The sequence below is a fragment of the Nostoc sp. CCY0012 genome (assembly GCF_963920855.1).
Taxonomy (GTDB): Bacteria; Cyanobacteriota; Cyanobacteriia; order Cyanobacteriales; family Nostocaceae; genus Cyanocohniella.
In genome coordinates, this window is the sequence record NZ_CAWUDM010000080.1 from 1 (window position 1) to 21,525 (window position 21,525).

At 41.6% G+C, this 21,525-nt stretch carries 23 protein-coding genes; 15 read left to right on the forward strand and 8 right to left on the reverse strand.

Annotated elements, in window-relative coordinates:
• The first annotated feature begins 64 nt into the window (after positions 1–64).
• The 5 genes from thiD to murJ all read left to right on the forward strand — a co-directional run bounded on the left by thiD (position 65) and on the right by murJ (position 4,732).
• Positions 65–886: a bifunctional hydroxymethylpyrimidine kinase/phosphomethylpyrimidine kinase gene (thiD, locus tag ACM0OS_RS20415; RefSeq protein ID WP_414545059.1), complete on the forward strand. Its 822-nt coding sequence runs from the start codon at positions 65–67 to the stop codon at positions 884–886.
• Positions 887–1,063: 177 nt separating this feature from the next.
• On the forward strand, positions 1,064–1,675 hold the full coding sequence (locus ACM0OS_RS20420; RefSeq protein WP_414545030.1) for a hypothetical protein: 612 nt from the start codon (positions 1,064–1,066) through the stop codon (positions 1,673–1,675).
• 229 nt (positions 1,676–1,904) lie between these two features.
• The gene (locus ACM0OS_RS20425) at positions 1,905–2,243 is read left to right on the forward strand and encodes a P-II family nitrogen regulator (RefSeq protein ID WP_414545060.1); all 339 of its coding nucleotides are present in this window, start codon (positions 1,905–1,907) and stop codon (positions 2,241–2,243) included.
• A 525-nt stretch (positions 2,244–2,768) separates the two neighbouring features.
• The gene (locus ACM0OS_RS20430; protein WP_414545031.1) at positions 2,769–3,014 is read left to right on the forward strand and encodes a hypothetical protein; all 246 of its coding nucleotides are present in this window, start codon (positions 2,769–2,771) and stop codon (positions 3,012–3,014) included.
• 113 nt (positions 3,015–3,127) lie between these two features.
• Entirely contained in the window at positions 3,128–4,732 is a 1,605-nt protein-coding gene (gene murJ / locus ACM0OS_RS20435; protein WP_414545032.1) for a murein biosynthesis integral membrane protein MurJ, read from the forward strand.
• Between the two features lie 55 nt (positions 4,733–4,787).
• Here murJ and xth read toward each other — a convergent pair whose 3' ends face one another.
• Positions 4,788–5,570, reverse strand: coding sequence for an exodeoxyribonuclease III (gene xth / locus ACM0OS_RS20440; RefSeq protein WP_414545033.1), 783 nt, complete (start codon positions 5,568–5,570; stop codon positions 4,788–4,790).
• Between the two features lie 246 nt (positions 5,571–5,816).
• Between xth and ACM0OS_RS20445 the strand changes: the two genes are divergently transcribed.
• The 5 genes from ACM0OS_RS20445 to ACM0OS_RS20465 all read left to right on the forward strand — a co-directional run bounded on the left by ACM0OS_RS20445 (position 5,817) and on the right by ACM0OS_RS20465 (position 10,526).
• The gene (locus ACM0OS_RS20445; RefSeq protein WP_414545034.1) at positions 5,817–6,773 is read left to right on the forward strand and encodes a hypothetical protein; all 957 of its coding nucleotides are present in this window, start codon (positions 5,817–5,819) and stop codon (positions 6,771–6,773) included.
• A 606-nt stretch (positions 6,774–7,379) separates the two neighbouring features.
• A complete protein-coding gene (locus ACM0OS_RS20450) occupies positions 7,380–8,441 on the forward strand; it encodes a glycosyltransferase family 4 protein (protein WP_414545035.1) in 1,062 nt (353 codons plus the stop codon).
• Positions 8,442–8,503: 62 nt separating this feature from the next.
• Positions 8,504–8,686: a hypothetical protein gene (locus ACM0OS_RS20455; RefSeq protein ID WP_414545036.1), complete on the forward strand. Its 183-nt coding sequence runs from the start codon at positions 8,504–8,506 to the stop codon at positions 8,684–8,686.
• A gap of 101 nt (positions 8,687–8,787) precedes the next feature.
• A complete protein-coding gene (locus tag ACM0OS_RS20460) occupies positions 8,788–9,810 on the forward strand; it encodes a zinc-dependent alcohol dehydrogenase (protein WP_414545037.1) in 1,023 nt (340 codons plus the stop codon).
• 32 nt (positions 9,811–9,842) lie between these two features.
• On the forward strand, positions 9,843–10,526 hold the full coding sequence (locus ACM0OS_RS20465) for an ATP-dependent Zn protease (protein ID WP_414545038.1): 684 nt from the start codon (positions 9,843–9,845) through the stop codon (positions 10,524–10,526).
• Positions 10,527–10,528: 2 nt separating this feature from the next.
• On the opposite strand, the gene ACM0OS_RS20470 is transcribed toward ACM0OS_RS20465, so the two are convergent.
• On the reverse strand, positions 10,529–11,554 hold the full coding sequence (locus tag ACM0OS_RS20470) for a diguanylate cyclase (RefSeq protein WP_414545039.1): 1,026 nt from the start codon (positions 11,552–11,554) through the stop codon (positions 10,529–10,531).
• 778 nt (positions 11,555–12,332) lie between these two features.
• Entirely contained in the window at positions 12,333–12,533 is a 201-nt protein-coding gene (locus tag ACM0OS_RS20475) for a heavy-metal-associated domain-containing protein (protein WP_414545040.1), read from the reverse strand.
• A gap of 347 nt (positions 12,534–12,880) precedes the next feature.
• Between ACM0OS_RS20475 and alaS the strand changes: the two genes are divergently transcribed.
• The 3 genes from alaS (at position 12,881) to ACM0OS_RS20490 (ending at position 16,506) form a co-directional block, all read left to right on the forward strand.
• Positions 12,881–15,523 carry an alanine--tRNA ligase gene (gene alaS, locus ACM0OS_RS20480; RefSeq protein WP_414545041.1) on the forward strand — a complete coding sequence of 881 codons (2,643 nt, stop codon included), beginning with the start codon at positions 12,881–12,883 and terminating at the stop codon, positions 15,521–15,523.
• A 207-nt stretch (positions 15,524–15,730) separates the two neighbouring features.
• Positions 15,731–16,066 (forward strand): DUF2281 domain-containing protein, encoded by a 336-nt coding sequence (locus ACM0OS_RS20485; RefSeq protein ID WP_414545042.1) that lies wholly within the window; start codon positions 15,731–15,733, stop codon positions 16,064–16,066.
• On the forward strand, positions 16,063–16,506 hold the full coding sequence (locus ACM0OS_RS20490; RefSeq protein ID WP_414545043.1) for a type II toxin-antitoxin system VapC family toxin: 444 nt from the start codon (positions 16,063–16,065) through the stop codon (positions 16,504–16,506). Before ACM0OS_RS20485 ends, ACM0OS_RS20490 begins: the two co-directional genes overlap by 4 nt.
• Here ACM0OS_RS20490 and ACM0OS_RS20495 read toward each other — a convergent pair.
• The gene (locus tag ACM0OS_RS20495; RefSeq protein ID WP_414545044.1) at positions 16,458–16,700 is read right to left on the reverse strand and encodes a type II toxin-antitoxin system VapB family antitoxin; all 243 of its coding nucleotides are present in this window, start codon (positions 16,698–16,700) and stop codon (positions 16,458–16,460) included. The two genes, ACM0OS_RS20490 and ACM0OS_RS20495, sit on opposite strands and share 49 nt — an antisense overlap.
• A 290-nt stretch (positions 16,701–16,990) precedes the next feature.
• On the opposite strand from ACM0OS_RS20495, the gene ACM0OS_RS20500 reads away from it, so the two are divergent.
• Positions 16,991–17,215: a hypothetical protein gene (locus ACM0OS_RS20500; protein WP_414545045.1), complete on the forward strand. Its 225-nt coding sequence runs from the start codon at positions 16,991–16,993 to the stop codon at positions 17,213–17,215.
• Between the two features lie 105 nt (positions 17,216–17,320).
• Positions 17,321–17,530: a hypothetical protein gene (locus tag ACM0OS_RS20505; RefSeq protein WP_414545046.1), complete on the forward strand. Its 210-nt coding sequence runs from the start codon at positions 17,321–17,323 to the stop codon at positions 17,528–17,530.
• Positions 17,531–17,586: 56 nt separating this feature from the next.
• On the opposite strand, the gene ACM0OS_RS20510 is transcribed toward ACM0OS_RS20505, so the two are convergent.
• The 4 genes from ACM0OS_RS20510 to ACM0OS_RS20525 all read right to left on the reverse strand — a co-directional run bounded on the left by ACM0OS_RS20510 (position 17,587) and on the right by ACM0OS_RS20525 (position 21,507).
• Positions 17,587–19,773, reverse strand: a complete 2,187-nt coding sequence (locus ACM0OS_RS20510; protein ID WP_414545047.1) for a hypothetical protein — start codon at positions 19,771–19,773, stop codon at positions 17,587–17,589.
• A 19-nt stretch (positions 19,774–19,792) separates the two neighbouring features.
• Positions 19,793–20,161, reverse strand: coding sequence for a hypothetical protein (locus tag ACM0OS_RS20515; RefSeq protein ID WP_414545048.1), 369 nt, complete (start codon positions 20,159–20,161; stop codon positions 19,793–19,795).
• Between the two features lie 450 nt (positions 20,162–20,611).
• Complete coding sequence (locus ACM0OS_RS20520; protein WP_414545049.1) at positions 20,612–21,217, reverse strand: Uma2 family endonuclease; 606 nt, start codon at positions 21,215–21,217, stop codon at positions 20,612–20,614.
• Between the two features lie 47 nt (positions 21,218–21,264).
• Positions 21,265–21,507: a hypothetical protein gene (locus ACM0OS_RS20525; protein WP_414545050.1), complete on the reverse strand. Its 243-nt coding sequence runs from the start codon at positions 21,505–21,507 to the stop codon at positions 21,265–21,267.
• Between the last annotated feature and the right edge of the window lie 18 nt (positions 21,508–21,525).

Consider the following 21,525-nt stretch of genomic DNA (forward strand, 5'->3'; position numbering starts at 1 on the left):
CTTGGGAATAGTCGCAAAGACTTACTCCCCCCATCCCCCCATCCCCTCCTCACCCACTACTTATATGAACTCCGCCACAAAATCCCCCACACCTGTTGCTTTAACCATTGCTGGCTCAGATAGCGGTGGTGGTGCAGGTATTCAAGCTGATTTACGCACTTTTGCTTTTCATTGTGTCCACGGTACTAGCGCTATTACCTGTGTGACGGCACAAAATACTTTAGAGGTAAGACGGGTTGACGCTATGCCTACAGAGGCGGTGGTAGCCCAAATTCAAGCGGTGGTAGAAGATATTAGTGTCCAAGCTGCAAAAACAGGAATGTTGCTGAACCAAGAAATTATCTCTGCTGTTGCCCAGCAAGTCGAAGCACTACAAATCGAGAACTTAGTAGTTGATCCAGTGATGGTATCACGCACAGGAGCGCAATTGATTGATGATGATGCGGTCAAAACATTGCGTCATTTTTTAATTCCCCAAGCCGCTATTGTTACGCCAAATCGCTATGAAGCACAGATTTTAAGTGGCTTCCCCATTAATTCCCTAGACGATATGCGGGCAGCAGCTCAAGCTATACACCGAAATCTCCGAGTGAAAGCTGTATTAGTTAAGGGTGGAGGAATGCAGGGCAACTCACGTGGTGTTGATATCTGGTTTGATGGGCAAAAGCTGGAAACTTTGATCACACAACAAGTAGATACTAAAAATACTCATGGTACTGGTTGTACATTATCAGCTGCGATCGCAGCTAATTTGGCCAAGGGTATGGATTTGTGGCCAGCAGTACAACAAGCAAAAAACTATGTCACTCATGCTCTGACTTACGCCTTAGATATCGGTAAAGGGCAAGGGCCTGTAGGACACTTTTTTCCTCTCTTACGTCAATAATTCACCGTCAGCAGCCATAGCTACTAACCACTGACTACTGAGATATTTCAAAGTAAATTAAAAATCTTTGCTCTCTGAGCATTTATCAATTATTCTTGGGCTAGTTTCCGAGATGGCTAGACTTTGCTAGCATCTCTGTACGATCTCATAAACTTAATTTTTGATACCAGGTCACTAATGCGAACAACCCCAAGTTCTGTTCACCGCAATCCACCAAAACCACCAACCACCCAAACTCAATCTCCTACTGTGCCTCTGTCCGTATACCGGGAATTAGCAACAGAGTTACATTCAACACAAGCGAAATTAGATGCTATCACCGTCCAAAATCAGCAACTAGAGCAGGAAAATCAACTACTACGTCAAGAAATTACCAAAGTAATCCAGTCTTTTAGCCACCTGCAAAAACTTGTCGATTTGCATCCTCAGCCTAGTTCTCAGCAAACTGCCCATACTGCTCATGAAGTAAAAACTCCAGCAAAAAAACCAGTCAAGGAAACTCGTCAACCTCAGCCGGCTCCCCGTCCGCGTCCACCCGTGGTTACTGAAGCCCCAAAAGGCAAAAGTCATAAATCTAGCTTTTCTGTGCCTATTGAGGAAATCAATTACCCCATGCCAGAACAGGTATTTATAGAAGAGCAAGAAGTCCGCTATTATTCTCCGATGGAGACAAAAGTAAAAGAATTTAGTGGCTGGTGGTTAGCTATCACTATCTTGTTAATCATGCTCACCGCTTTTGGTGCTGGGTATTTGATTATGCGTCCCTTGTTTGAACATCACAATCGTTAGTTATAATCCCCTGACTTTTGAAAGATTTTATTCTTTGTTCGCCTCTGAAGAATTTCCAAGGGGAATTCATTTATGTGTCATAAATACATCATTGGACACATACAGGTTTAAAAAAAGTTGCAATTAGTACATATTTTCTGAGAATAGCGCCAATGGTAACATTCTCAGACAGTATATCTGGTTAGATATATAAACGAACCTATCCTATAAGAAGTAAGGAGTCGAGATGATGAAAAAGGTAGAAGCAATTATTCGCCCCTTTAAGCTTGATGAAGTCAAAATTGCTTTAGTCAATGCTGGTATTGTTGGCATGACCGTTTCCGAAGTTCGGGGTTTTGGACGGCAGAAAGGTCAAACAGAACGTTATCGGGGTTCTGAGTACACTGTTGAGTTCTTGCAAAAACTGAAAGTGGAAATCGTCATTGAGGACAGTCAGGTTGATATGGTAGTAGACAAAATTATTGGTGCTGCCCGTACAGGTGAAATTGGCGATGGCAAAATTTTCATCTCACCTGTTGAGCAAGTTGTACGTATTCGTACTGGGGAAAAGAACACAGAAGCCGTCTAAGCTTAGGGTGGTGATATCCGGTTGAACCGCAATCTCTCTTTTTCTGCCGGCTCCACTGTACACACACAAGTCTATCTTTCTCTCACTTAATTAGAAGAGAAGCGGGGAATGAGGTTCTGTATTTTCTGAAATCTCAATTCCTCAATTATTCGTGTGTACACGGTAGTTCGGTAGGTTCTACTGTATCCCCAGTAATCTATAGCGAGTTAGACCCTAAATTTCATTTTTTAGGGATTTCCCCAGAGATAATTTTCCAATATTAATTGTGGGATGGGCTTCACCGCCTGTCCCTCTGCCTTTTTCATGTTTGGTGTGAGTAAATTTTTAGTAATACAAATGAGGATATTACATAGAAAATTATGTATATAAATTACAAATAGTTGATTAATATAATTTTCCTCACAAGTTCCTCATACTTCATTACTATTCTTGAGATATAAACAGTTTTTTAATTAACGACGGGCAATTTATTCACTGCTCGCATTTTCTACACCACCGTTTTTATCATCAGGATTTGAGAAAAGTATGAATTACTGTCCTTGCTGTTCTGGGATACTTTTGCAACATATACGTGCTTCAGGAATGACTTGGTTTTGCCGTCATTGCTGGCAAGATATGCCAGTATATCATTACGTAAATTCTAGTTCCTTGGCACAGATGGTGGTAGAAGAATCACTCCAAGAGAGCAAAAGTTACAAAAATAATTCTATTTACGTTAGTAAAAAGACAACCATAACCCGCTGGATTGGTCTACAAGATATCTCAGCTTAAGAGGGTATCGCGGAGTAATAATTAAGAATTAGTCAAAATTTACCTGACATCCTTCTAAAATTTAGGTTAAATGTTTCAGATATGCACTCTGCAAGAGTTGTCAGGTAATATTAGTGACACAACAAGACTCGAAACCCTCTCGTTCATTCGCCGGGATTGCTGGCATTGTTGCCGCAGCCACATTAATTAGTAAAGTATTTGGTTTGGTGCGACAGCAGGCGATCGCCGCCGCTTTTGGTGTGGGTGCTGCTGCTACTGCCTATAGCTATGCTTACATTATTCCTGGCTTTTTATTAATACTTTTAGGCGGTGTGAATGGCCCATTACACAGTGCGGTGGTTAGCGTTTTAGCCAAGCGTAAGCACGAAGACGCTGCGCCTCTAGTAGAAACAGTGACAACCCTGGTGGGTGGATTACTGTTACTGGTGACATTCGCTCAACTGTTCTTTGCTGATGCGATCGTTGATATTGTAGGTTATGGACTGGAACCCACAACCAGAGCGATCGCCATTCAACAAATCCGCATTATGGCACCAATGGCCTTATTTGCGGGCTTAATTGGTATTGGTTTCGGCACTCTCAATGCAGCTAATCAATATTGGTTACTCTCAATCAGTCCCTTATTATCCAGCGTGACTGTGATTGCCGGGATTGCCATCTTAACAGGGCAACTGGGTAGGGATATTATTAAGCCAGAATACGCCTTTATCGGTGGTATAGTCTTAGCCCTGGGAACCCTAGCAGGGGCAATACTCCAGTGGTTAGCGCAGTTAATTGTGCAGTGGCGCTTGGGATTAGGTACATTACGTCTGCGGTTTGATTTTAAATCCCCTGGAGTGCAAGAAGTCATTAGAATCATGACTCCGGCGACCATTTCCTCTGGGATGATGCCCATTAATGTCGCCACTGACTTGTACTTTGCTAGTCCCATCCCTGGTGCGGCGGCTGGCTTTAACTATGCCAATCTCTTAGTGCAAACTCCATTAGGAATTATTTCTAATATTATTTTGCTGCCTCTATTACCAATGTTTGCCAAATTAGCCGCCCCAGAACATTGGCCAGACCTTAAGTTACGCATTCGTCAAGGAATTTTGCTCACCGCCGTGACCATGCTACCCCTAGGGGCGCTGATGGTCGTGTTATCGGTGCCGATTGTGCAGATAGTATATGAACGGGGTGCTTTCACACAAGAAGCGACACAGCTAGTATCATCACTGCTGATTGCTTACGGTATTGGTATGTTTGTTTATTTAGGGCGTGATGTCTTGGTACGAGTATTTTATGCCTTGGGGGATGGACAGACACCTTTTCGCATCAGTACCTTTAACATCTTTCTCAACGTTGTCCTAGATGGGATTTTGGTAAGACCTTTTGGTGCTACTGGGATTGTCTTAGCCACAGTAGGTGTTAATTGCAGCTCAATGTTAATGCTGTTGTGGTTACTGGATCGCAAACTCAACGGCTTACCTTTGCGTGAATGGAGTGTGCCTATTTTGGGATTAATTGGGGGTAGCGTTGTTGCTGGATTTGCCAGCTTTGGGACTTTAGTGGGTTTGCAGCAGTTGTTAGGTACAGAAGGCTTAATTGTTCAACTGTTGCAGTTGTGTATCTCCGGTTTAGTAGGAATTGTTGTATTTGCCATCATTGCCTCTTTCATGAAAATACCAGAGGTTAATACATTTGCCGTGCGGATGCGTCAGCGATTTTTGAAGAGATAAAAAATTTTTGCTCGTAGTCAGGACTTTAGTCCTGTCTTGAGGGTAACACCCTAATCTAAAATTCGACGATTACTGGTGTATGGTCGCTGGGTTGGGGCAATTTTCTAGGAGAAACATCAATCATGCAGCTTTGAGCGCGATCGTACAAAACTGGCGTGAGATAATGATGGTCAATTCTCCAACCCATGTTGCGGCGAAAGGCGGCGGCGCGATAATCCCACCAACTGTAGTGTCCACCTTCAGTGGTGAATTTGCGAAAAGCATCGGCAAATCCTAGTTGCAGAATATCTCGTAAAGCTTGGCGTTCGGCTGGGGATGCCATGATGTGATTTTCGGCATTCGCTTTTTCATGAATGTCTTCGGCTGCTAGGGCAATGTTGAAGTCGCCACACATACAAATAGCTGGTTGTGAAATTAAAAGGGTTTGCAAGTATTCTCTTAGCACTGTCAGCCAACCCAGCTTAAATTCGTACTTTTCACTTCCCACTGCTGAACCATTAGGTACATAAAGATTCACAATCCGAATATCATCGAGTACGCCTGTAATTACCCGCTTTTGGATATCCCATTCTGGCTCAATTTTGGGCAAAATTGGCGTGAAACCAGTACTAACATCATTCAATGGTTGGCGACTAATTAAGGCTACGCCGTTATAAGCTTTTTGTCCAGAAACATAAACGTGATAGCCCAATTCTGTAAAAGGCGATCGCGGAAAATCAGCATCCACAACTTTTGTTTCTTGTAAGCAGAGGACATCAATGGGATTTTCCTTTAACCAAGAGATCACATGTTCTAGACGAGTGCGAATTGAGTTGACATTCCAAGTAGCTATTTTCATAAAAACATTATATATATAATAGCAAATATACTTAGTTAAATACGTATAAATTTGAACATTAAACAAATGGTAGCTTGTGGCTCATGACTGATGAAAATCCAGCCTCCTCCTTGGCATAACATCAATATCAATGATTTACGGATGGCATGAAATGCAATGATTGTAGCATTAGCAAAGCTCTAGACAAATATAAGACATAGGTGTTATACGTACCTTATACATTTAAGCTTTAAACAATCTTCATAAATGAATAAACCTAAAGACTATCCTGAATCTCTGTGTTTTTGTACAGCCGCATTTGGCAATAAATATGTGTCGCTAGCAAAACTTTTGGCAAGCGATCTCTATCAATTTGCACCGAATCATCTATTTGTAGTTATTACCGATAAACCAATAGCCTTTCAAAACCAACCTAACGTCATTGCTATTGAACACTGGTGTCGAGGAGTACTTGCGTATCACGAAAGAAGGTTTGCAATTAAGTATGCTCTTTCTCTGTCATCTACAGTCATGTATTTCGATGCAGATGTGCGAATTTGCAGCCCCATACCTCATAATTTAGACTTTAATCCTGGGTTAACAGCACGCAGTTGTGGAGATATGAAAAAACATCTGCGACAACAATTTGACAAGCCTATTCTGTCTCAAAAACTTCAGCGCAAGCAGCATATCATCACAAAAATGGCACAGAAAGCAGGGGTTGATCTTGATTCTGCTTCTGTGAAGTTTATCAACGAGTTTTTGTTTGTGGTGAAAGCTGATGATGGGCGAGAACTAGACTTTTTACAGCTATGGGGCGAATTTGCTATTTATGCAGACACTTTGGGTTTACACAAACACCCTACTTATGCAATGGCTTTAGCCGCCGTAAAAAGCGGTTTACCAATTCATCATAGTAATATGGATGGTCTTAATTTCTTCGACGATCGCATCGAAAAAATTAGACTCGAAAAAGGACAGTCTTCTTTAGGAGAACGGTCAAAAAAATATTTTCAGGAACAAGCTGCAATTGAACAGCAAGATTTGAACCTGCCACAACGTGTGAGAAACTTGGCCCAACGAAAACTCTCCTTAGCCTATAACTCCACGCGGGTAAAACTAACCTCTGTAATTTCACCCTCTGTCCTGCTGGAATACCCAACCGTTAGTTTGAAATCCCAACAGCCAGGGCAAACAAATCTGATTTCTGGCGTTGCAAAATAAAAATATTAATTAAAAACTAAAAGGTTACTTTTAATTTATCCAGGACTTACGTAACGAATCACGTATTTCCGTCATTGCGACCGTAGGGAAGCAACCTCAAAGTTTTGATTTTCGTGGCGAGTGCGTAAATCCTATTATCAACCCAAGGGCAACTTGCAACATCTAGACTTGAATGAAAGAAAAATTTATATAAACTTTTATATATAATTGTTGAAAATTTATGTGGCTTGCTCTTTTCTGCGCCATCTTTGCTAAGTTAGCTTTACAAAAAAATGATCCGACTTCCTATTTTTAGTATTGTCAGCTACAAAATTTAGTAATTTGTTAGTTTAGCTACAAAAAAGACCACGTAAAGTATGATCCCCAAGGTAGATGCAACTATTTAAACCTAGGCTATATTTAAATAACGTAGCTACTAGCTAGCTATTTCAATTAGTCTGAAAAAGGCATTCTTAGTGGTTAAAGGTACGGTTAACTGAGATGGAACTCTTAAGATTCAATTGAGGTTAATTTAAATCTCAAAAATAAGTACAAATACTCGTTTTTTATATGAATGATGGCAGTACTTAATTTGAGTAATATCTTGCCTACTAAACCCAGCAACTTATGAAGATAGCTCAGGTTGCCCCCTTATGGGAACGAGTTCCGCCTACTTGTTATGGAGGAATTGAGTTGGTTGTGAGTCACTTAACCGATGAATTAGTTCGTCGTGGTCATGAAGTTACTTTATTTGCTTCTGGTGACTCTCAAACATTAGCTCATTTAAAAGCAGTTTATCCGCGGGCATTGCGTTTAGACAAAGATGTCCCAGAATATTCAGTGTATGAAACTCTAGAACTTGACCAAGTTTATCAGCAAGCTGCGGAATTCGATATTATTCATTCCCATGTAGGGATGATGGCACTACCTTTAGCGAGTTTGGTATCAACACCCACCGTGCATACTTTACACAATGGGTTTACTAAGGATAATCAAAAATTATTTAGTCACCATTACCAGCAAGCATATGTAAGCATTAGTAACGCCCAACGTCAAATCAAATTAAACTACGTTGCCACAGTTTATAACGGTATAGAAACCCAAGATTATCCCTTTATAGACCAACCGCAAGAACCACTATATTTAGCATTTTTAGGCCGCTTTTCACCAGAAAAAGGCCCCCAATATGCGATCGCCATTGCTAAACAGACTGGTTGGCGCTTGAAGATGGCAGGAAAAGTTGATGACAGAGACGCACAGTTTTTTGTACAAGAAATTGCCCCCCATATTGATGGTCAGCAAATTCAATACCTTGGCGAAATTAACCATAACGAAAAAGCTGAACTTCTGGGCAATGCTGCAATAACTCTTTTTCCTATTAATTGGCAAGAACCTTTTGGCTTAGTAATGATTGAATCAATGGCAACTGGTACGCCAGTAATTGCCATAAATCTAGGTTCTGTTCCGGAGGTAATTGTTCATGGCAAAACAGGTTTTATCTGCCAAAACTATGAAGAAATGGTAAGGATGATTCCTGCGGCGTTAGAACTTAATCGTCAAGCCTGTCGAGAACATGTAGAAACAAAATTTAGTGTTAGCCCAATGGTTAACAACTATGAAGCTGTTTACGAACAAATTATTAATAGCCGCATCAACATACATGGTTATAAAGATGCGGCTCAAGTCTGACTTTAATTAACAACTTTTTTGAACGCTTTAAAACAATAACTTTTTCTAAGGAGGGCATTGGTATGAGTATGAGAGCCAACACTTGTCCGTGTTGCGGTGATTCGCTCCTGCGTCATGTCCGTTATGGTGAACTGTATTGGTTTTGCCAATCCTGCCGACAAGAAGTGCCGCTGTTAACTGTCAGTCGCTTGCCTAAAGTGGAAACTCTGAGTACGGCAGGGGTTCAGACTACTTTGAGGGAGTAGGGAGTAGGGAGTAGGGAATAGGGGTTGACTTTCCCAGTCTCCATGACCAATGACGAATACCTGATACAATCGGGTGGAGCTAATTAGTTAGGTCGAAAGCTGTGTTAGCAGCGTTACTTTACGGTCAGGAAAATTTTCGCTTAGAACAGGTAGCTGACCCTAGTCCAGAAGTTGGTGAGGTTGTTATCAAAGTTGGTGCAGCGACCACTTGTGGCACGGATTTGAAAGTCTGGCGGCGTGGTGGTCATGCGAAGATGTTGACACCACCTACTTTGTTTGGTCATGAGGCCGCAGGGCATATTGTGGCTGTGGGTGCAGGTGTGACAGATTGGCAAGTAGGCGATCGCGTGGTGGCTAATAATTCTGCTCCATGCATGAAATGCTTTTTTTGTCAACGAAAAGAGTATTCTTTGTGTCCCCATTTGACATGGAATAATGGAACTTTTGCGGAATACTTGAAAATACCTGCACCGATAGTCCAGCATAATATGTTGCGGGTTGCCGATGAATTGCCGTTACAATTGGCAGCCATGACAGAACCTTTGGCTTGTGTATTGCATGGTATAGCCCGTTCTGATATTAAACCCCAAGATAAAGTAGTTGTGTTGGGAGATGGGGCCATTGGATTGATGTTTGTGGCTGTGTTGGCTGATATGGCTGAGGTGTGGCTGTGGGGTGGTAATGACCACAGGTTAGCAATTGGTGAAAAACTCGGTGCAGTCCAAACCTTTAATTATCATCAAACTCCAGATATTCCCGGTGTGGTGAAAAAACTAACTCAAGGATGGGGTGCAGATGTGGTAATAGAAGCTACTGGTGTACCTAGTGTTTGGGAAACTGCGATCGCTTGCGCTCGTCCCGGTGCAACTGTTAATTTATTCGGTGGTTGTCCACGAGATACGACGATTACAGTTAATACAGAGCAATTACATTACAGTGAACTAACTTTAAAAGGTGTGTTTCATAATACACCGAAATATGTCCGGGCGGCATTGGCACTGATCGCTAGTCGTAAAATACCCTGGGAATTACTCATCAGTGAAGAGCGATCGCTACAAGATTTAGAACAGGTATTTTATGATATGAAGGCACGTAAGGTGATTAAGGTAGCTATAACTCCTTAATCATAAAAAAAATCAGCTTTAAAAAAATTCGGATGAGTCAAACTGCTTTAAACTTAGTTGCCATATCTATTTTTCTCATGACCTTCTCGGTGCTGCTAGGGCCATTAATTCACTTATCCCCAACTATACCCGCACTTGCTACCTTCACGATTTTGGGAATAGCCACTCTCGATAATTTTAGTTTGCAAGGTAAGGGAGGTACTATTTTTCTAGATTGGATTGCAGGGTTTTCTCCCAAACACCGCGATCGCATTATCCACCATGAAGCTGGACATTTTCTCACGGCGCACTTGCTAGATATTCCTGTAACTGGCTATACTCTCAGTGCTTGGGAAGCCTGGAAACAGGGACAACCAGGCCAAGGTGGTGTGACTTTTGATGATGCTGAATTAGCATCTCAACTAGAAAAAGGGTCAATCAGCGCCCAAATGCTAGATCGCTATTGCACAATGTGGATGGCGGGAATTGTGGCGGAAACTTTAGTTTTTGATGCTGCTGAAGGTGGATCTGATGATAAAAGCAAGCTAGTGGGAGTTTTGGCAAGTTTAGGTTTTTCTGAATCAGCTTGTCAACAAAAACAGCGGTTTCATCTCCTCCAAGCCAAAACTTTACTGCAAGAAAATTGGTCTAGTTACGAAGCGTTAGTTAAAGCTATGCAACAACGCGCTTCAGTTACAGATTGTCAGAGTGTTTTGAGTAATCCCACTTGTGATTAATTTTATGATGGAATTGCGTGTAAATGCGACACTGAGGGTAAATAATCACGCCCAATAACTTGATTACGACCAGCAGCTTTTGCTTGTAACAAATATTGATCAGCACGATTTAGCAAGGTGAAACCCTTATCATCATCTTCTGATTGCAGACAAGCAGCACCTAAGCTAATGGTAATATTGATAGTTAGTTTACTGTTGATTGTAAACGGTTCTTCGCCCACTATGCGGTTAAGACGGTCTGCTACTACCAATGTTTCCTCGCTATTCGTATTAGCTAAAACAACCACAAATTCTTCGCCACCATAACGAAAAGCCGTATCTTGAAACCGCAAATTATGCCGTAGCCGACTACATAGTAATTGTAAAAGGCGATCGCCTACTAAATGTCCGTAAGTATCGTTAACTTGCTTAAAATAATCTACATCTAAGATAATCAAACTCAAGGGAGTATTGTGAGTGCGCGCTTTTTTGATTTGTCTGGGTAATTCCCATTCCAACGCCCGCCGATTATTCATATCTGTTAAGGTATCAGCCAAGGCGATGGTTGACAATAAATCATTTGTCCGTAATAAATCACGGTATTTTTGCGCCTTTCGCACACCAACCATCAATTGAGCTAGTAATAGACACCTACTTGCTCTCATGCCTGCAAAGTTACTTTCTCTTATTGTCTCAGGAAGGTGCCAAATGTAAGCATCAGCCCCTTGTCTCAGTGCAGTAGCAGTCTTATCTAATTCCCAATCCCAGCTATGCTTAGTTCTAGCAGCAAGCAATTGGGGATTATCTTCTACAAGAATACAGTATATCCAGGATAACTGAGTTTGGCTTTTTAACCAATTGCATAGTTGCATACTGCCATCTAGACTAGCTTGCACAAGTATTACATCTGGCGGTGTAATTTGAATTCGCGAAACTGCCTGATTGATATCCATGATTACTTCTATATTAAAATCAGTTGCATCAAGGATCTGATCGGGAAGTGTCGCGAGAAAGTTATGACTCCCAAAGACCAGAATAGAAATTTTCATTACTGTGCTTTCTGCCTTATTTTAAGCTAAAACTTACTGCTTATTTTCCGATTATTAAATATATCGGTATTTATGTCACAGAGGAATTACCCTTGTTTGATAGTATTAACGCTAAATAAATAAATAGCTGTCAATTTTAATCTCCTCTTAATACCCGTATCCGAAGTAACTTGAGTGATGTCAAGTTCTCATAGTTACTGTCTGCTTTTTCGTATTTTTTTTAAAACAGTAAAAATACGGAATCTTGGTTTGTCATTTTAAAAGTTTCTGTAAAAATTACATATGTGATTTATAAGGGAACATTGCAAAATAAAAAAATGCTATTTATTAGGTCTATATAAATGCAAAAATTTTAACTACGCCATAAAAATTAAAAAAATATAAAATTATATTTTGTCCGTAAAAACCGTAAGGTATTTTCAGAATCATAAATGTTATATACCGTAAACAGTAAAAAATTTTTTTCTTACTAATGAGAGGCTTTTTCCTAGTCCAGGAGTATGATTAAGCAGATAAACGATGCCTAAGTAGTCAAAATTTTATCTAGTGGTGGTAGAGTTTGTTTGTATATTTAAGTAGTTCTGTCTTTATTTACAATTTTATAAAAATACCTCGTAAATATACATAATTATCAAGATAAATTAGTTTTTGAAATGTAATTAAACCTCAAAAATAAATAATTTATATTCCGCCCAATATATGAGCGGAAAATCAGGAATAGATGATTTTGATACAGCCAGTTCTATATCTAAGTTCCTATACCCAAATTAATTTGTAACTAATAGCCTTCAATGCTATAACCAGCAGCAACAATCACCTGTTTAATCGACTCTTCAGAAGCAGCAGATTCCACAGTTACTGTTTTATCTTGGACATCTACATCTACCTGAGCATCGGGTTCCATTACATGGATAGAGTTAGTAATTTTCGTTGCACAGTCTTCACAAGCCATATTCGGAACTTTTAGTTTTAGTGCCATTACCTACCTCGGTATCTGAGTTTTGTTTTTACTTATGTATTCCATGCTATTGATGCAGATAGCGATCGCACATCTTACTGAAGTTAGGTAATGAGGGTATTCACAGATAGAGAAGTACACAATAACTGCATATAAGTGCCTACTCGGCAAAATGACTGGCAACAAACTGAAACAAAATGCAAAAATAATATAAAGCTACTTTTAGCAATAACCCAGTAGATACACGTCCCAGCAGTAACTCACCAATGGCAGAGATTTCCTATCCTGGGTCATACTTTGTTTGTACAACAGACAAATATCTGCTGCGGACGTTCCCAATTTAGTAAAACTACTTTTGCTTTCCACCCATGCATTCCAATCCCCAGAAACTCAGCGGTAACGAAATTCGCAACTCATTCCTCAACTTCTTCGCCCAACGAGGACACCAGACTCTCCCCAGTGCTTCCCTCGTACCAGAAGACCCAACCGTGCTGCTGACGATCGCGGGGATGCTACCATTTAAACCGATATTCCTGGGACAGCGCACGCCAGACTTTAAACGGGCTACCACATCCCAAAAGTGCATCCGTACCAACGACATCGAAAACGTGGGACGCACCAAACGCCATCACACCTTTTTTGAGATGTTGGGTAACTTCAGCTTTGGTGATTATTTTAAATCACAAGCGATCGCCTGGGGTTGGGAATTATCCACCCAAGTATTCGGCTTACCTCCAGAACGTCTAGTAGTTAGCGTTTTTGAAGATGATGACGAAGCTTATGATATTTGGCGCAATCAAATCGGCGTACCCGCAGCCAGAATTAAGCGCATGGGCGAAGACGATAACTTTTGGGTATCTGGCCCCACAGGCCCTTGTGGCCCTTGTTCGGAAATTTATTATGATTTCCACCCAGAACGCGGTGATGAAAACATCGATTTAGAAGACGATACCCGGTTTATCGAATTTTATAACCTCGTGTTCATGCAATATAACCGGGATGCATCAGGTAACTTGACACCTCTGCAAAATAAAAACATTGATACCGGTATGGGTTTGGAAAGGATGGCGCAAATCCTCCAACAAGTACCGAATAACTATGAAACTGATTTAATTTTCCCGATTATTCAAACAGCAGCCCAAATTGCGGGGATTGATTACCACAGCAGCGACGAGAAAACCCAAGTTTCCCTGAAAGTCATTGGTGATCATGTGCGTTCCGTTGTCCACATGATTGCCGATGAAATTCGCGCCTCCAACGTGGGACGGGGTTATGTGCTGCGGCGGTTAATTCGGCGGGTAGTGCGTCATGGGCGCTTAATTGGCATTACTGGCGAATTTATTAACCAAGTTGCTGAAACTGCAATTTCCCTGTCTGAATCAGCTTATCCCAATGTGCGCCAACGGGAAGCTGCAATTAAAGCTGAACTGCAACGAGAAGAATCCAATTTCCTCAAAACTTTAGATAGGGGTGAAAAACTGTTAGCAGAAATCATTCAACAGGTAAAACAGCAAGGCAAAACCCAAATTAGCGGTGAAAGTGCCTTTACCTTATACGATACCTTTGGTTTCCCCCTCGAACTCACCCAAGAAATCGCCGAGGAAAATCAGCTAACTGTAGACGAAGCAGGATTCAACGCCGAAATGCAAAAACAAGTGGAACGCGCCAAAGCCGCCCACGAAACCATCGATTTAACTGTCCAAGGTTCTTTAGATAAGTTAGCTGAACACATCCACGCCACGGAATTTATCGGTTATACCCAACCTGCGGCGACAGCCAACGTGGAAGCCATATTAATAGATGGCATTTCCCAAGAGGAAGCAGAAGCCGGGACAGAAATTCAACTTGTTTTGAACCAAACCCCATTTTATGCCGAATCTGGGGGACAAATAGGCGATCGCGGTTATATCTCCGGTGATGGTGTAGTGGTGCGCGTGGAAGATGTGAAAAAAGAATCTGATTTCTTTATCCACTTTGGCCGCATCGAACGCGGTACAATCCGAGTAGGAGATGCTGTAACTGCCCAAATAGATCGGGCTTGTCGTCGTCGCGCCCAAGCTAACCATACTGCAACCCATTTATTACAAGCCGCATTAAAGAAAATTGTCGATGAAGGTATATCTCAAGCAGGTTCCCTGGTTTCCTTCGATAGATTGCGTTTTGACTTCAACTGTCCCCGTGCTTTAACACCAGCAGAAGTCGAACAAGTGGAAGAACAGGTAAATACTTGGATTGCCGAAGCCCATGCAGCCAACGTAGAAGTATTACCCTTAGACGAAGCCAAAGCTAGAGGTGCAGTGGCCATGTTCGGGGAAAAATACGGCGAAGAAGTGCGAGTGATTGACTTTCCGAGTGTGTCAATGGAACTCTGCGGTGGGACTCATGTCAGTAATACTGCTGAGATAGGCATATTTAAGATTATCTCTGAGGCGGGTGTGGCGTCTGGGGTGCGACGCATTGAGGCTGTATCTGGCCCGGCAATCTTGGATTATCTTAATGTGCGGGATAAAGTAGTTAAGGATTTAAGCGATCGCTTTAAAGTTAAACCAGAAGAATTACCAGAGAGAATCACCACTCTGCAAACTGAACTGAGAAATAGTGAGAAACAATTAGCCACACTGAAATCACAATTGGCGATCGCTAAATCAGATAGTTTGCTGCAAACAGTAGAATCTGTAGGCGAGTATCAAATTTTGGTGGCGCAAATGGAAGACGTTGACCCAGAATCATTGAAAACTGCGGCCGAAAGGTTACTGCAAAAAATCGGTAACGGTGCAGTAGTGCTGGGTTCGGTTCCGGAAGAAGGAAAGGTGAGTATAGTTGCAGCCTTCAGTGCAGAGGTAAATAAAAAGGGCTTACAAGCGGGTAAATTTGTCGGTGCTATTGCCAAAATTTGCGGCGGTGGCGGTGGTGGTAGACCCAATTTAGCCCAAGCCGGCGGACGTGATGCGAGTAAGTTATCGGAGGCGTTAGCCAAGGCGCACAGTGATTTACAGTCAGCCTTGAGTTAATTATCTTCTCTTGTGGGGCAGGCATACTTCGACAAGCTCAGTACAAGTCTTGCCTGCCTTTGATATTCTTAATAAGTGCTGATTGAAAATATGAATTTGTATCACGCAAAGAAGCAAAGGCGCAAAGGTAGGAAGAAAAATCAAGGTGATTTTGGTATTTCATACTTTAGTTCAGCAACGCCATAAATTCAGTGACACAATACCTTTATGACTATCAAAAAACGCCTTTTCCAAGAAATTGAATCTTCCCCAGACTCTCTTCTAGAAGAAACTCTAGACTTTTTGCGCTTTCTCAAGACTAAGCAAGAAGCAGACAAAAAAGATACACCTGTTTCACCAGTTAAATTAGAAGATACCCAGCAACTACCAGAATCCAATTCAACAGAAAACTCTCAACTACCTTACCGTCCAGCTTCCGGGCGTTCGATTCTAAGACACGCGGGAACCTGGGAAGGCGATGACTTTCAAGAGTGTCTTCAGTCGGTTTACGCCACACGTGGTAAAGCTAAATTTGATTATGACTTGAATCCTTTTGAGTCATGAATCTATTAGATACAAACCACTGTAGCGCCATCATCCTCGGCGAACCAAACGTAATTCGTCGAATAGCTGAGGTAGGAGAATTAAATATTGCCACCTGCGTAATTGTGCAGGGAGAACTTACATATATGATGGAAAATTCTGCCAAGAGAGAAACCAATCTCGCTCGGTTGAAAAATTTTCTCGCAGATATACGCATCTACAGCGTTACAGAGGACACCGCTAGCATTTATGGTCAACTCAAAGCAGCTTTAATGAGACAATTTGGCCCCAAAGATAAAAGCAAACGCAGAAAAACTCAAATAACAGACCTGGGTTTTGATGAAAATGACCTCTGGATTGCTGCTCTGGCTCTACAGTATAGTTTTACTGTTGTATCAGCCGATAGCGACTTTCAGCGACTTATACAGGTAACAGCATTATCTGTTGAATCTTGGTTGTAAATTTGACGTTGGTGTTTGTAGTCATAGTCTGCATCATAATCGATAGTACCAAAGAGTTCTAACACTTTGAGCCGCTTACGACGTTGAATATATTCGCGCAGTGCTGTTTCCACCAGAGAATCAATGGAGGCGTGGTCTTCCAGTGCCAATGCCTCTTGTAGTAGGGCTTCGTTTATGTTGAGTGGTGTAGCCACAATCAATTTTGATTCCACAACTGACTAAATCGATAGTAACGCATTCTGTGTCTGGACTAGCGATTTTAGATGATCTCAATGTTCGTGATCAAGTAGTTAAGGATTTAAGCGATCGCTTTCAATTTAAACCCTAAGAATTACCAGAGAGAATCACTACTCTGCAAACTGTACTGAGAAACAATTAGCAACATTCATGGGCTACCTCTATTCCCTGATTTTACCAAATGCGAATCGCCCTTTAAATGACAATCGCATTACAATTTAAGATAATGATCATGATAGCTACCGACATGGTATCAATTCCAATCACCTTGGAACAACTCATCACGGCAGTACAACAGTTGCAGCCAGATGAACGGGCAAAAGTCGCCAGAGCCTTGATTGAACTAGATTTACGTTCAGATTTGACGGCTTTAATTCAAGAACTTTATGCTGAACCTCCAGTTGATGATATTACAGACAATGACATCATGGCTGAAATGAACACTGTGCGTCAGCAATCCCAGCCGATATGACTTGCGAGTAGTCATTGACACCAACATTTGGATTCGCATTTTGCTAAAAGGACGAGTTACGTTGCCGATTTTGGAAGCATTTAATCAACATAGATTCCAGCTGAATTGAAAATTATTCCGCCTAATTGTCCATATCCTAAAGATTTAGCTGTATTGGCAATAGCGATTGACGGTGAAGCGAGAATTATCGTATCTGGAGATGATGACTTGGGGGCTGATGATGACTTGAGAGTGATAATGGCAAGCTATAGTATTCAGTTACTGGGCGTTAATTCGTTCCTAAAATATTTAGATGAAAGTAATGAGTCAGAATGAACATAACGCATATTTTATAGACTGAAGTTTGCACCAAGCTGTTTATTATGGGTGATTTAGCGGACATCATATAATTGGGTATCAGTCCCCCACGACATCGGTGTTAACTGATCACTGATCACTGAACTTTTACCAATGCCGTCACACAAGCGCCTGTCACTTTCGCTGACATGAGGATTATAGGTTAAATAATTGCGTACCCAATCGCAATTACGCCCCACTAAAACGTCTAATTCCATCTTCCAGGGTTTGATCGTCTTGTCATGACTACCAGAAGCCAAAGTCTTGCCGTCTTGGCTCAAACTGACGCTATTGACCCAGGACTTATGCCCCATCAGGGTGCGGATTCCGGTTCCTGTCTCTACATCCCAGAGTTTGATCGTCTTGTCACTCTCTACATCCCAGAGTTTGATCGTCTGGTCTTCACTACCAGAAGCCAAAGTCTTGCCGTCTTGGCTCAAACTGACGCTAAAGACCGTGGACTCATGCCCCATCAGGGTGCGGATTTCGGTTCCTGTCTCTACATCCCAGAGTTTGATCGTGTTGTCATGGCTTTGCAGAATTTTCCCCGCCTTGATTGCTTCCACAAAAGCTTCCAATTCTTTATGTTCATTAAATAGAGACAAAGAATATCGACCCAGGGATTCAGCTTGATTGAGTTCCGATTGGTTTTTCTGATTCCATGCCGTCAAACCCAATCCCGCACTAATTACCATCGCCCCCAAGGAACCCACCACAATCCCCCACCTAGCTATAATTCCGCGCCTCCTGATCAGATTACGGTCTTTGATACTCTGCTCAATAAATTCTTTCTCATCAATTAAGTCTTCTGGGCGTTCCTTGAGTTTTTCTTCTGCTTCTGCTAATGCTGCACCACGCAACAATGAACCCATATCTTTATCGGTTGCTTCCCATTGTCCCTTTGCTGACCGCAGTCGTTCTTGCCAAGCTCTAAAAGTGCGGTTTGTATTCATCCATTCTCGCAGTTCTCCCCAATTGCGAATCAGAGCTTCATGGACTACCTCCACCGTTTCTTCACTGGTAGCATTGTTACTTGTCACGACCAACCGCGCATCAGCTAGTTGTTTGACCAAAGACCAACTTTGCTCCCCCAATTCGGCTTTCAACGCGATGCGTCGTGTATCCTCTGCTCCCTCACCTGGACGCACCAATTGAATAAAAATACGCCGGACTTTTTCTTGCTCCTCTTTTGTTAAGTTGCCATATTTTTGATCAGCATGGCGAGCTAAAGCACCTTCTACCTGACCAATTTCTTCATATATTTTGTGAGTTAATTGTTTACCTGTGCGCTTATTCCACAACTGTGTCAAAGCAAACTCTAGCAAAGGTAAATTTCCCGGTTGCTCTTCCACATCTTTGAGAATGAGTTCTACAAGTCCCCCCTCAAATGTTACGCCCAAATTTTTAGCAGGTTTTTCTATGACTTGTCTTAGTTCCTCTCGATTCATCGGCCCCAGTTTCAGGTCAGCATTTTGCAAGAGATCAGCAAAGGGACGATAGGAGAGAGCATTGGCCAAAAAATCTGCCCGCATGGTCGTTACTAGCACCATAGGCGATGCAGACAGGGAAGTTGTAGTTCCTAGACCAGCTAATAAGCAGTCAAGAAACCTGCGGCGAATTTCTTCATCGTGACAAAGAGTATAAATTTCTTCAAATTGGTCAGCAATCAGTAGCACCCGATGATGGGGATGATTGCGTTGAATAGAGCTAAATATACGAGAAAGTGGCGTTGTTCCGTCTTTAAGAGATGCAGCCAGCTTACCAGCCTGAGTTATTTTATCCGTAGAATCTATCTCTGCTCTGTAAAGTGGAACAAGTGCCTCAGCCAAAGCATAAAATGGATCTTTGTCAGAACCAGGACGGAAATGAGTAAATTGCCAATGACCCTCTTTTTGTAACTTAGGGACAAGTCCAGCTAAGACCACCGAAGATTTACCACTTCCTGACGCACCTAGCACGGGAATAAAATTACAGGTTTTAGTTGCAATATAAAGTTGTTCAATAAATATTTCTCTTCCAAAGAAAAACTCAGCATCATTGGGGCCAAAGTGAAACAAACCCCGATAAGGACAGGGGAGATTATCATCAGCCACATCAACAGATGCAGTTGCTACCTCTTCTCTGTAGTAGAAATAATTGTAGATAATATTGCCATCACCAATCGCAACACCCTTGGCTTGGTCTTTAAATTCCAAATTGTATTTAGAGCTATTTTCAGCCATTGAAATTCTCCAGTGGCTTTTAGCTAAATATATTTGTTTGTGTGTTGCGATCGCCTATTTGAGCGCCTTTCACTTCTCCTTGAAACACCGTGTTATACTTACCAGATGCAGACTCTTCAGGTTCTACCTGTTTCAACAATTCCTGAGCAGCTTTAATAATTTCTTTATCTTGATCAGCACCAGCTTCAGCTAACTTCTTTTTCAGTGGTGCTTCATAGGTTTCTGGATCTTGTTCGTGTTCTTCCAGAACCATTTGCGCTTTTGGTTCATTTTCAAACTTACGCTTAATCAAAGCTTTCAAGGCATTGTAAGCATCTGGGGCGGCATCACCAGCAGCTTTTGCTGCTCCAGCCACTAGTGCGGTAATAATAAGAGTAATAGGTTCCATAGTTCATCCTAAATAATTTATATATAGTGGCGGAGTGGCGGTAATATTTGTCTTTAACGCTTACAATATCACGGAATATCTAATACGTAGGTAATTGTGTTAAAAAAAATTATACATAACGCCCAAATAGAGCTTTTTACTCTAGTTTGGAAGGATTTAGCATAAGAAATAGTTATTACCATTCCAATACTTGTCGGTTAAGCTAAAAACATTAAATCAGGTAGGTTTGGTTGAGGCTAGGAAACCCAACATTTACAGACTTTTGTTGGGTTGCGCTGTCGCTTAACCCAACCTACAAAAACTCTTAACCGAACAGTATTGATAACCATTCGTGAAAACCAGTTCTTCTATTTTTTGAGTTTGTTGAATCAACTGAGTTACCCAAGGTTGAAATTATCAAATTGAGTCAGGCGATGGGCTACGCCCCGCCGGAGGCGATCGCAACTCGAATTATCGAGGAAGAATATCATTTAGGCGAAGTTGAAGACGAGGCAAAAGCGGTGAATTAATCAATTGATTTAATCGATATTGTTGTTGAATATAAGTATCTTCAGCAATTTGACAAATAGTAAAGGTTGGTTGTTTTGGTTTACCAATAAAAGCCACGCCACCCAATCCCCGATAATCGACAATCCAATATTCAGGAATGCCTAAAAGTGCATATTCTTCAACTTTGCGAGCATAGTCAGTTTCCCAATTTGTACTCACAACTTCAACTACCAATTTAATTGAGCGTCCCAAGGTAATTATGGGTTCTCGTTCCCAGAGGGATTCACGATCAATAACTGTTTCATCAAGAACCACAACATCAGGACGGCGAACTGTGGCTGCATCTGCGAAGGGATAAATTAAACAAGTGCGAGGAATAAACCAGGGAAGTTTTTCTGCAACCAGGTTTATACCGATTTGGGTTGCAATTTTACCACTCACCGTTTCGTGGGGGCCAGTGGGTTCCATGTCAATTAGTTCTCCGTCTGCTAATTCATAGCGGGGATTATCTTGATATTGAGAAAGAAAATCTTCTTTAGTGAGGGTTTTTTGGGAGATATAGGCCATTGACTCAATCTCCGGTAAATTATATGTTCTTATCTTAAAGTATCTAACTACGCCATAGCAAAAACCATCGCACAATTCTCAGTTCTACAAAGTGCGATGGCGCTTTGCGCCCGCCGGAGGCGAACGCCTGAATTATTAGTATTATATTCAGGATTTAAGCCATAGTTACTACAATCGGTAACGGTGCAGTCGTGTTGGGTTCTGTTCTTGAAGCGGAGAAGGTGAGAATAGTTGCAGCCTTCAGTGCAGAGATGAATAAATTTTACAGATACTTCCTGTGACGCTTCCATATTCCCCAATAGACAGAG

Coding starts and splice junctions, on each gene's coding strand:
- thiD (WP_414545059.1), top strand. CDS start 65: ATGAACTCCGCCACAAAATCCCCCACACCTGTTGCTTTAACCATTGCT.
- ACM0OS_RS20420 (WP_414545030.1), top strand. CDS start 1,064: ATGCGAACAACCCCAAGTTCTGTTCACCGCAATCCACCAAAACCACCA.
- ACM0OS_RS20425 (WP_414545060.1), top strand. CDS start 1,905: ATGAAAAAGGTAGAAGCAATTATTCGCCCCTTTAAGCTTGATGAAGTC.
- ACM0OS_RS20430 (WP_414545031.1), top strand. CDS start 2,769: ATGAATTACTGTCCTTGCTGTTCTGGGATACTTTTGCAACATATACGT.
- xth (WP_414545033.1), bottom strand. CDS start 5,570: ATGAAAATAGCTACTTGGAATGTCAACTCAATTCGCACTCGTCTAGAA.
- ACM0OS_RS20445 (WP_414545034.1), top strand. CDS start 5,817: ATGAATAAACCTAAAGACTATCCTGAATCTCTGTGTTTTTGTACAGCC.
- ACM0OS_RS20450 (WP_414545035.1), top strand. CDS start 7,380: ATGAAGATAGCTCAGGTTGCCCCCTTATGGGAACGAGTTCCGCCTACT.
- ACM0OS_RS20455 (WP_414545036.1), top strand. CDS start 8,504: ATGAGTATGAGAGCCAACACTTGTCCGTGTTGCGGTGATTCGCTCCTG.
- ACM0OS_RS20465 (WP_414545038.1), top strand. CDS start 9,843: ATGAGTCAAACTGCTTTAAACTTAGTTGCCATATCTATTTTTCTCATG.
- ACM0OS_RS20470 (WP_414545039.1), bottom strand. CDS start 11,554: ATGAAAATTTCTATTCTGGTCTTTGGGAGTCATAACTTTCTCGCGACA.
- ACM0OS_RS20475 (WP_414545040.1), bottom strand. CDS start 12,533: ATGGCACTAAAACTAAAAGTTCCGAATATGGCTTGTGAAGACTGTGCA.
- alaS (WP_414545041.1), top strand. CDS start 12,881: ATGCATTCCAATCCCCAGAAACTCAGCGGTAACGAAATTCGCAACTCA.
- ACM0OS_RS20485 (WP_414545042.1), top strand. CDS start 15,731: ATGACTATCAAAAAACGCCTTTTCCAAGAAATTGAATCTTCCCCAGAC.
- ACM0OS_RS20490 (WP_414545043.1), top strand. CDS start 16,063: ATGAATCTATTAGATACAAACCACTGTAGCGCCATCATCCTCGGCGAA.
- ACM0OS_RS20500 (WP_414545045.1), top strand. CDS start 16,991: ATGGTATCAATTCCAATCACCTTGGAACAACTCATCACGGCAGTACAA.
- ACM0OS_RS20510 (WP_414545047.1), bottom strand. CDS start 19,773: ATGGCTGAAAATAGCTCTAAATACAATTTGGAATTTAAAGACCAAGCC.
- ACM0OS_RS20515 (WP_414545048.1), bottom strand. CDS start 20,161: ATGGAACCTATTACTCTTATTATTACCGCACTAGTGGCTGGAGCAGCA.
- ACM0OS_RS20520 (WP_414545049.1), bottom strand. CDS start 21,217: ATGGCCTATATCTCCCAAAAAACCCTCACTAAAGAAGATTTTCTTTCT.
- ACM0OS_RS20525 (WP_414545050.1), bottom strand. CDS start 21,507: ATGGAAGCGTCACAGGAAGTATCTGTAAAATTTATTCATCTCTGCACT.